We start from the raw sequence: 9,034 nt of genomic DNA on the forward strand, positions 1-9,034 counted from the left end.
TCATGGCACGAGAAATAAGCAGACGCAGCGGCGCTGTCAACGCGCCGCGACGGCCTGTCCAAGGGTTGCACGCGCGCTTCGCGCCGCCGCAAGCTTTACCGCGCTACTCGTCAGGACGCCGGGCGCCGCGCGAAAGCGAGAGCGACGCCGAAGGCCACCATCATCGACCCGCTCACGCGGTTGATCCATCGCGACGCACTGCCGCCTTGCGCGAGGCGGCCGATGCGCGAGCCGATCAGGGCATAAATCGCGATAGCAGGAACTTCGAGAATAAGAAAGACCACCCCGACAAGGAGGAAGCTTCGCCAGTAATCGCTCTGGTCCACGAACTGCGGCAGGAAGGCCGTGAAGATGAGCATCGCCTTCGGGTTGCTGGCCGCGACGAGAAATTCCTGCCGCAGAAAACTGCCGGGCGCTTGCGTGCTGTCCTTTGGCGCGGCGAGAGTGTCGAAACCCTTGGCCATGATGAGCCGCACGCCGATCCAGACGAGATAGGCCGCGCCAAGGAGCTTCACCGCCGTGAATGCCGCCTCGGACGCCATAAGGAGCGCGCCCATGCCAGCCGCCGTGATCGCGATCATGACGGCGAAGGCGACGAGCCTTCCCGGAGCGGCGGCAATCGCGGGCATCACGCCATGGCGCGCGCCGATGGTGAGCGAAAGGAGGTTGTTCGGCCCGAACGCCATGTTGAGCGCGAAGCAGGCCGGGAGGAAAACGGCAAACGAAGTTGACATCGGCGATCCACCGGAAGGGCGCGCCAAACGGACGCGGCCTGTGAATGGGCAACCTAAACCCGCCGCCAGGCATGCTCAAGGCCGGTCTGCACCACGTCCCGGGGTTTTTATCGAGCGTTCGCCGGGGCATTCGCTCGAAAGCCGCCGCTCAAGCCTGCGGGCGCCCGCCCTCAAAGCCAATCCTGCAGGATCGGAACGAGCGGCACGTCGGCGGCCGGCATCGGGTAATCGTGCAGCTTGTCGCGGCGCACCCACGCCAGCGTCTGCCCTTCGAGCGGGCGCACCATGCCGTTCCAGTTGCGGCAGATGTAGAGCGGCATCAGGAGGTGGAACGTCTCGTAGGAGTGGCTCGCGAAGGTGAGCGGCGCGAGGCAGCGCTGCGGCACCTCGATGCCAAGTTCTTCCTTCAACTCGCGAATGAGCGCGGCCTCGGGAAGCTCGCCCGCCTCGATCTTGCCGCCGGGAAACTCCCACAGCCCGCCCATCGGCTTGTGCGCGGGGCGCTGCGCGAGCAACACGCGGTTGTCCGCGTCGATCAGCGCCACGGCCACGCACGTCACAAGCTTGAGCCCCGGCGATGCGGGGGCGGCTTCAGCTCCGGTAGTCGGCATTGATGCGGATGTAGTCATAGGTGAGGTCCGAAGCCCATACGGTTGCGCGCCCCGGCCCGCCCGCGCCGCAATCGACGCGAATCTCTATTTCGCCGCGCTTCATATAGGCCGCGCCCTGCTCTTCCTTGTAATCGGGATCGCGCAGGCCATCCTTCGCCACCTGGATGTCGCCGAACCAGATCGACAGCCTGTCGCGGTCCGCCGCCTCGCCGGAGCGTCCGACGGCCATGACGATGCGTCCCCAGTTCGCGTCCTCGCCCGCAACCGCCGTCTTCACGAGCGGCGAATTGCCGATGGTCATGGCTATGCGATGCGCGGCCTCGTCGCTCTCCGCGCCTTCGACGTGGATCGTCATCAACTTGGATATGCCCTCGCCGTCCTTCACCACCTGAATGGCGAGGTCGTGCAGGAGCGAAAGCAGCGCCGCCGAGAAGGCCGCTGCTTCGGGATCGTCCGGCCCGGCGATCTTGGGCGCGCCCTTGGCTGCGGCTTCGCCCGTCGCGAAGATGAGAAGCGTGTCGCTCGTCGAGGTGTCGCCATCGACCGTTACGGCATTGAACGTGGTCTTCACGTGGCGGCGCAGAAGCTCCGTCAGCACGTGGCCTTCGACGGCCGCATCGGTGACAATGAAAGAGAGCATCGTCGCCATGTCGGGCTGGATCATGCCCGAACCCTTGGCGATGCCGTTCAGCGTGACGGGCACGTTGCCGACGAAGGCGCGGCGCGTGGCCACCTTCGGATAGGTGTCGGTTGTCATGATGGCGCGCGCGGCGTCGTGCCAGAGGTCCTCATTCGCCTCGCCCGCCATCTTCGACAGAACGTGGCTGAATTTCGTGGCGTCGAGCGGCTCGCCGATAACGCCGGTGGACGCGATGAAGACGCGCTCCGCTTCAAAGCCGCCCGCCTCGCCCGCGAATGCGGCTGTTGCTTCCACCGCCTCGCGCCCGCGCTGGCCGGTGAACGCATTCGCATTGCCGGAATTGACAACGAGCGCCCGCGCGCTTGCGTGCTGAAGCTGCTCGCGACACCAGTCCACCGCCGCCGAGGATGTCTTCGACCGCGTCAACACGCCGCCGACCTGCGTCCCTTCCGGGAACAGCATGAGCAACACGTCGGTGCGGTTCGCATATTTGATGCCCGCCTCCGCGACCGCGATCTTTACGCCCGCGATCGGCGGCAGGGGCACGAGTTCGCCGGGCGCGAACGGCGAAACCTTGGTGATACTCGCCATGAACCCGGCTCCTTTCGTTTGCGGCTATTTCTGCTGCGTCGTCGTTTCGATCGCGGCAGCCTTGGCGTCTTCGTCGATGGCCTTCTTCAGCTCGGGATCGACGATTTCCACCTTAGCGGATGAACGCAGCTTCTGCACGGTTTCGCGGAGCTGATTCTGCACCAGAGAGGCGACGATCTGATCCTTCACCTCGTCGAAGCTAGGCACCGGCCGGTTCCGCTTGTCCTCGACCTTGATGACGTGCCAGCCGAACTCGGACTGCACGGGTTCGGAAATCTGGCCGGGCTGAAGCGCAAAGGCCGTGTCCTCGAACACCTTCACCATCTGGCCCTTGGAAAAATAACCGAGGTCGCCGCCGGTGTTCGCGCTGGGGCCGTCCGCGCTCTTCTTGGCAAGCTCGTTAAAGTCCGCGCCGCCCTTGAGCTGCTTCACGAGGTCTGCCGCTTCTTCCTTCGTCTTGACGAGGATGTGGCGCGCGCGCACTTCCGGCTCGGGCTTCAGCTTGGCGATCTGCTCGTCATACGCCGCCTTGGCCTGTGCGTCGGTGATCGCATCGCGGACCTTCTTCTCATAGAAGGTGTCGCGCAGCGCCCGCAGCTTGTAATAGGCGGCGCGCTCCTCGAAATCCTTGGCCGCGTCGAGCTTGTCCTTTGTCGCCTCGCTGGCGAAAAGATGCGCCTCGACGAGATACTCGACCAGCACGCGACGGCGGCTTTCAGCGGGGAGCCCGGCGATTTCCGCACCGACCTCGGCTTCCGCGAAGGCGATTTCAGCTTCCGTGATGTCCGTTCCGTTGACGCGCGCGACCGGGGCCGCCTGCGCCATTTGCGCGCCGAATGCCAGCACAGCGGCGCTCAGTAAAATCCTTGCAGTCACGATGGAAACTCCTCGCCCTTAGGGAAACGTCGAACTGTTGTCTTTGCGGCAACTTATGTTTTTCGCCGCTTTTAAGACCCGTCGCTCTGGATGGGAAGCACGATCTTGCGGTTATTAAGGCGTTTCAATCTTCCGAAAGATTGGCCTCGGCTCGGTCCAAGCACCTGAAAATATGCTAAGCCCAAGGCGGAACAAGCTTTTTCTGGAACGGTTCTGCTTTCTGATGACCGGCACGGCTCTGCGCGACAAGCCAAATCCACAGTTTCCGACGCGCTCCGATGCCCTTGAGGAGGCAGCGACCCATGGCGAAGACGAAAAACAACGGCGACTACACGAGCGTCGCCTACGGGCAGGAAAAAATTTTGCGGGGCGAAGGCGGCGAAACCCATCAGGTGGCGGGCGGCGATGTGCCGGTGCTGACGACGCAGCAAGGCATCCCCGTCGCGGATGACCAGAACTCGCTGAAGATCGGCGCGCGCGGACCGACCATTCTCGAAGATTTCCACTTCCGCGAGAAAATCTTCCATTTCGACCACGAGCGCATTCCCGAGCGTGTGGTGCATGCGCGGGGCTATGGCGCGCATGGCTTTTTCGAGACGACGGCCTCGCTCGCCGATGTCACGAAGGCCGACATCTTCCAGCGCGTGGGCGAGAAGACACCGGTCTTCGTGCGCTTCTCAACCGTGGCGGGCGCGAAGGGGTCCGTCGACCTCGCCCGCGACGTGCGCGGCTTCGCGGTGAAGCTCTACACGAAGGAGGGCAACTGGGACATCGTCGGCAACAACATCCCGGTGTTCTTCATTCAGGACGCGATCAAGTTTCCCGACTTCGTGCATTCGGTGAAGGAAGCGCCCGACCGCGCCTTCCCGCAGGCGGCGTCCGCGCATGACAATTTCTGGGACTTCATCTCGCTCAGCCCGGAAAGCATGCACATGGTGATGTGGGTGATGAGCGACCGCGCCATTCCGCGCTCCTTCCGCTTCATGGAAGGGTTCGGCGTTCACACCTTCCGGTTCGTGAATGCGGAGGGCAAATCCACCTTCGTCAAGTTCCACTGGAAGCCGAAGCTTGGCCTGCAATCCGTCGTCTGGAACGAGGCCGTGAAGATCAACGGGGCGGACGCGGACTTCCACCGCCGCGACCTGTGGGACGCGATCGAGAGCGGCAACTTCCCCGAATGGGAGCTTGGCGTTCAGCTTTTCGACGACGCCTTCGCCGACAAGTTCGCGTTCGATGTCCTGGATGCAACCAAAATCATCCCGGAAGAGGAAGTGCCGATCCGCGTCGTCGGTCGCCTCGTGCTCGACCGCATGCCGGACAATTTCTTCGCGGAAACCGAGCAGGTGGCGTTCTGCACGCAGAATATCGTGCCGGGCGTGGACTTCACGAATGATCCGCTGCTTCAGGGCCGCAACTTCTCCTATCTCGACACGCAGTTGAAGCGGCTCGGTTCGCCGAACTTCACGTTCCTGCCGATCAACGCGCCGAAATGCCCGTTCGCGACCTTCCAGCAGGACGGCCATATGACGATGCGCAATCCGCGCGGCCGGGCCAATTACGAGCCGAACTCGTGGGGCGGCGAGAAGGGCGGCCCGCGCGAATCGCCGGAGAAGGGCTTCAAGACCTTCCCCGAAGAGGTGGCAGGTGAAATGCGGCGGCTGCGCGCCGAGTCCTTCGCCGATCATTACAGCCAGGCGCGGCAGTTCTACATCAGCCAGACCGAGATCGAAAAGCAGCACATCGCGGACGCCATCACGTTCGAGCTGTCGAAGGTTGAGACGCCCGCGATCCGCAGCCGCGTCGTCTCGCATTTGCTCAACATCGACGGCGAGCTGGCAAAGAAGGTCGCAACGGCGATCCGACTGAAGGAAATGCCCAAGCCCGCAGACGCCGCGAGGCCGACGCGCACCGACCTGAAGGAGAGCCTCGCCCTGAGCATCGTGAAGAACGGCCCGAAGCGCTTCGAGGGCCGCAAACTCGGCATTCTCGTCACCGATGGCGTGGACGCGAATGCGCTCGCCGACCTGAAGAAGAACTTCGTGGCGGAAAAGGCGCTCGTGGAGATCATCGCGCCGGAGGTCGGCGGCGTCAGCGCCAGCGACGGCACATGGATCGAGGCCAAGCAACGGCTCGATGGCGCGCCATCCGTGCTTTACGACGCGGTGGCGATCCTCGCCTCGCCCGATGGCGGCACGCAGCTCGCGCATCATCCCTCAGCGCGCGACTTCGTGGCCGACGCCTTTGCGCATCAGAAGTTCATCGGCTGGCATGGCAACGTCGCGCCTCTCTTTACAAAGGCGGGCATCGCCGACGAGCTTGACGGCGGCGTGGTGCAGCTCAAGGGCCCGGACGATGCGCGCGTGTTCGCGGAGCGTTGCGCCGGGCTTCGCTTCTGGCCGCGCGCCGAAAAGTTCAAGGCCGGTTCGAGCAAGCCGCTCGCCGCGGCCGCCGCGCCGAAGACGAACGGCAATGGCGGCAAGAAGAACGGCGGCGGCGGGGTTAAATAGGCATCAAACGCCGCGAAGCCCCGGCAACACCGGGGCTTCTTTCATGCAGCTAGACAGTAATCGTCTGGATTGTGGCCGTCGATCAAGATCGGGGGATCACCAGCACTAGGCACACACCACCCGGCAATATCCTGCGCGGAATGAAGCGAAGTTCCTTGCCCGACATGCCGGCCTGACGAAGGAGAATACCCTCAGCGATTGCCTTATGAAGCCCGTTTACATTAGGAATACTTACGACCTCTTCACCATTATCGTCGGTGACAAATTCCACACCTTGGATGATGACGTTATCCAGTCCGCACTCCGTATATCTGTAAGTGGACATGGGAAGCTCCTTCCAAAATTCTCGCTTTGTCATTCGTCGACCCACATGATCGACACGGCTTTCAGTTCCAGTGGCGAAAGACCGGGAACGACGACGACACGAAGACTCCTCTGGTTCGTGTTTGGGGTGCTGTATTCTATACAATACTTATAAAGTCCCGTCTGTGTTGAAGGGACAGGATCGTCATATACAAAACCGTTTTTCAGAACATAAAGCAGGTCACTTATGATAAGATTGCGCTCTGCAAGGCGTCTCTTACAGTGCCCCGTGATATCAAATATATATTTGCCTCTTGCGATTTCTCTTATGCTTTGGGTTGCGTCAGCGGGACTCCACGGCTGCGGTCTCTGACTGATCGGCATCGCTTTCCCCATCAACTTATCACCATGATAAGTGATGTCACCGTAAATATGACACGGATAATGGTTGTCAAGGTGAATTAGTGGTGAACTGACGTAAAAATGCCTGTCAGCAAATTGCTCAGAAGCTGCTTCCCCAAGCCGAACCGTTCGAACGCCATCTAGTGCCGCGCGAGAAAGGACTCGATCACGCGCGCCGTCTCCGCCGGCTTCTCTTCCTGCGGCATGTGCCCGCATTTCGAGAACATCACGAGTTCCGCCCTCGGAATATCGGCCTTCAGCCGCTGCCCGAAGACCGACGGCACGACCTTGTCCTCATCGCACCACACCACGAGCGTGGGCACGCGGATTGTCGAATAGCTCAATGCGATTTCATCGATGTTCGGCGGCATGATCTGCTCGACCGTTTTCACGAGCGCGTGCTTTGCGGCCGGGGAACGAAGCGGGCTGGCGTATTCCGTGATGGAGCGCTCCGTGATTTTCTCGTGGTCGTAATAGGCGAGCTTGAGCCCCTGCTCGGACTGCACCTCCGGCGGCACGAGCGCCATGCCGACTTCGGCCAGGCCCGGCACCTGAAGCATCCGGAAGAAGATCGGCAGCGGCTGCTTGTACGCGACGCTATCCACCAGCACGATATTCCTGATGCGCGAGCGAAGCGTTCCCTTCGACCGAAGCGCGAGCGCCAGCGTAACGCCGCCGCCGAAGGAATGCCCGACGATCGTCAGATCCTTCAGGTTCTCCTGCTCGATGAACGCTTGAATGACATCGGCCTGATCGAACACGGAATATTTGTCGTCGAGCGGCTTGTCGGACGCGCCGAAGCCGCGCAGGTCAACGGCGATGACACGGTGCTTCCGGGCAAGTTCGGGCATGACGCCCTGCCACGTGTAGCTCGACGTCGCGAAGCCATGCAGCAAAAGGATCGGCTTTCCGCGACCGCTCTCGGTTACGGCGAGGCGCAAGAGGCCAGCCGGCGTGCGCACGGTCTTGTAGCTCACGGCCGCCGCCGCGCCCTGTTGCGCCACCATCACGGGCGCACAGGCAGCGAGCGCCGCGCAAAGCACAAAGCCGAGCAGAAGAAACCTGCGTCGCATCAATCCCCGCTTGCCGCGTCCAAATCGCTTCGGAAATGGCATTGTCCGTTGGAGAGCGCAGAGAAAAGGGAAATCGAGGCCATTTTCAGCCGCGCGCGGCCGGAAAAGGTCTCGGTCGATGCATTTGCCCGCCACAGGGCCGCCCGTCAAGGCGAAAGCTGTGTGTGCCGGTTTCGCACTTCGGACGATAATTCTTAAACTTTTCGTAAAAAATGAATCGTCTTTTCTGCATCCTGGCGCTAGGTTTACGTGTAGTAAGCGTATGAGTTCCAGTATGTTGCGTATGGTCCAGTATTTGGCGCCGCTGCTGGCGGCGGCTGTGGCGATGTTGGCGATACCGTGTCATGCGGCCGATGCGGCGCGCGGTCCGCGCTTCGAAAGCTACGTCACGGTCGATTATGCCGGGCGTTCGATGGCGGTTGCCGATTCCACGGTGTGGAGCCTTTTCGGCCCCGTCGACCGCGAGGGGTTCCGCGTGAAGCTCGACGGCCTCCTCGGCGTCTCCGGCGAGACGAACGCAGGCGTGTTTTCCAACGATTTCTTCGCACAGCGGCTCGGTTCGGGCGGAGGCATTTCGGCGGGCTATCAGGCCAATCGCGGACCCGTCTGGGTCAAGGCGTATGTGGGCGCGGCCTACGCGACGAAGGTGGAGCGCCGAAGCGACTACGGCCACGTCGCCTGGGATGCGGACCAACTCGAACAGAACATGCTCTTTGGCGTGACCGCATCGATCGACGCATGGTGGCGCGTTGCGGACCGGATATGGACGTCGGCCAACGCGTCATATTCGCAAGTCGGCAACACGGCATCGCTCTACGGGCGCGCGGCCTATGAAATCCACCGCGATGATGCGATCCGCCTTTCGCTCGGCGCGGAGGGTTCCTTTTCGAGCTACGCCGAGAGTTACGTCCTCGGCAATGCGGCGGGCGAGAAAGAGACCTACGCCAAGGCGGGCGCGCTCCTCAACCTGCGCTACGGCGCAAACGACATCTCGCTGTCGGGCGGCGGGGTATCGGCCAGCGAAGAAAGGGACTATCGCGCTTATGTTACCCTGAGCTTCGGCCGCAAGTTCTGATGTTTCGGCTCGGCACGGGGGAGCCCATGCAGATGCGCCGCTGACAACCGTAAGCGCGCCACCACCGGGCTTGGAGAAGTGGATCGTCGTCACAGCGTCGCCGGAAGTCGATACATCCGCCGAACGCGGAGGATTCCTTCCGTTGTCGCTCAAGATGTGCATTGTCCAAGCGAACACCGGCGTGCGCGGAGGATAAATGCGCGCGGCCGTGCGGGGATGGGG

At 62.3% G+C, this 9,034-nt stretch carries 9 protein-coding genes; 2 read left to right on the forward strand and 7 right to left on the reverse strand.

The annotated features are described in order from the left end of the window. Positions 1 to 110: 110 nt before the first annotated feature. From T281_RS07590 to T281_RS07605, 4 genes are all read right to left on the reverse strand, one after another. Positions 111 to 734 carry a LysE family translocator gene (locus T281_RS07590; RefSeq protein WP_037236739.1) on the reverse strand — a complete coding sequence of 208 codons (624 nt, stop codon included), beginning with the start codon at positions 732 to 734 and terminating at the stop codon, positions 111 to 113. A gap of 170 nt (positions 735 to 904) precedes the next feature. Further along, positions 905 to 1,345 carry a (deoxy)nucleoside triphosphate pyrophosphohydrolase gene (locus T281_RS07595; RefSeq protein ID WP_052037236.1) on the reverse strand — a complete coding sequence of 147 codons (441 nt, stop codon included), beginning with the start codon at positions 1,343 to 1,345 and terminating at the stop codon, positions 905 to 907. Further along, positions 1,326 to 2,576, reverse strand: coding sequence for a bifunctional glutamate N-acetyltransferase/amino-acid acetyltransferase ArgJ (gene argJ, locus T281_RS07600; RefSeq protein WP_037236742.1), 1,251 nt, complete (start codon positions 2,574 to 2,576; stop codon positions 1,326 to 1,328). Before argJ ends, T281_RS07595 begins: the two co-directional genes overlap by 20 nt. A 24-nt stretch (positions 2,577 to 2,600) precedes the next feature. Further along, complete coding sequence (locus T281_RS07605; RefSeq protein ID WP_037236745.1) at positions 2,601 to 3,452, reverse strand: peptidylprolyl isomerase; 852 nt, start codon at positions 3,450 to 3,452, stop codon at positions 2,601 to 2,603. 302 nt (positions 3,453 to 3,754) lie between these two features. Here T281_RS07605 and katE point away from each other — a divergent pair, with 302 nt between their 5' ends. Next, positions 3,755 to 5,959, forward strand: a complete 2,205-nt coding sequence (katE, locus tag T281_RS07610; RefSeq protein WP_052037237.1) for a catalase — start codon at positions 3,755 to 3,757, stop codon at positions 5,957 to 5,959. Between the two features lie 82 nt (positions 5,960 to 6,041). On the opposite strand, the gene T281_RS07615 is transcribed toward katE, so the two are convergent. Genes T281_RS07615 through T281_RS07620 form a run of 3 tightly spaced genes read right to left on the reverse strand, consistent with a single transcriptional unit; the run spans position 6,042 to position 7,737 of the window. Further along, the gene (locus T281_RS07615) at positions 6,042 to 6,284 is read right to left on the reverse strand and encodes a hypothetical protein (RefSeq protein ID WP_052037238.1); all 243 of its coding nucleotides are present in this window, start codon (positions 6,282 to 6,284) and stop codon (positions 6,042 to 6,044) included. 29 nt (positions 6,285 to 6,313) lie between these two features. Further along, a complete protein-coding gene (locus T281_RS19870; RefSeq protein ID WP_155955153.1) occupies positions 6,314 to 6,880 on the reverse strand; it encodes a DUF4258 domain-containing protein in 567 nt (188 codons plus the stop codon). Further along, positions 6,805 to 7,737 carry an alpha/beta fold hydrolase gene (locus T281_RS07620; protein ID WP_162173139.1) on the reverse strand — a complete coding sequence of 311 codons (933 nt, stop codon included), beginning with the start codon at positions 7,735 to 7,737 and terminating at the stop codon, positions 6,805 to 6,807. The genes T281_RS19870 and T281_RS07620 overlap by 76 nt, the downstream gene beginning before the upstream one ends. 274 nt (positions 7,738 to 8,011) lie before the next feature. Between T281_RS07620 and T281_RS07625 the strand changes: the two genes are divergently transcribed. After that, complete coding sequence (locus T281_RS07625; protein WP_155955155.1) at positions 8,012 to 8,812, forward strand: cellulose biosynthesis protein BcsS; 801 nt, start codon at positions 8,012 to 8,014, stop codon at positions 8,810 to 8,812. Positions 8,813 to 9,034: the final 222 nt, after the last annotated feature.

This window comes from Rhodomicrobium udaipurense JA643 (assembly GCF_000636015.1).
GTDB lineage: Bacteria > Pseudomonadota > Alphaproteobacteria > Rhizobiales > Rhodomicrobiaceae > Rhodomicrobium > Rhodomicrobium udaipurense.

Bases quoted from the DNA above. Each gene is read 5' to 3' on its own strand.
- T281_RS07590 (WP_037236739.1), bottom strand. From the start codon at position 734: ATGTCAACTTCGTTTGCCGTTTTCCTCCCGGCCTGCTTCGCGCTCAAC.
- T281_RS07595 (WP_052037236.1), bottom strand. From the start codon at position 1,345: ATGCCGACTACCGGAGCTGAAGCCGCCCCCGCATCGCCGGGGCTCAAG.
- argJ (WP_037236742.1), bottom strand. From the start codon at position 2,576: ATGGCGAGTATCACCAAGGTTTCGCCGTTCGCGCCCGGCGAACTCGTG.
- katE (WP_052037237.1), top strand. From the start codon at position 3,755: ATGGCGAAGACGAAAAACAACGGCGACTACACGAGCGTCGCCTACGGG.
- T281_RS07615 (WP_052037238.1), bottom strand. From the start codon at position 6,284: ATGTCCACTTACAGATATACGGAGTGCGGACTGGATAACGTCATCATC.
- T281_RS19870 (WP_155955153.1), bottom strand. From the start codon at position 6,880: ATGCGGGCACATGCCGCAGGAAGAGAAGCCGGCGGAGACGGCGCGCGT.
- T281_RS07620 (WP_162173139.1), bottom strand. From the start codon at position 7,737: ATGCGACGCAGGTTTCTTCTGCTCGGCTTTGTGCTTTGCGCGGCGCTC.
- T281_RS07625 (WP_155955155.1), top strand. From the start codon at position 8,012: ATGTTGCGTATGGTCCAGTATTTGGCGCCGCTGCTGGCGGCGGCTGTG.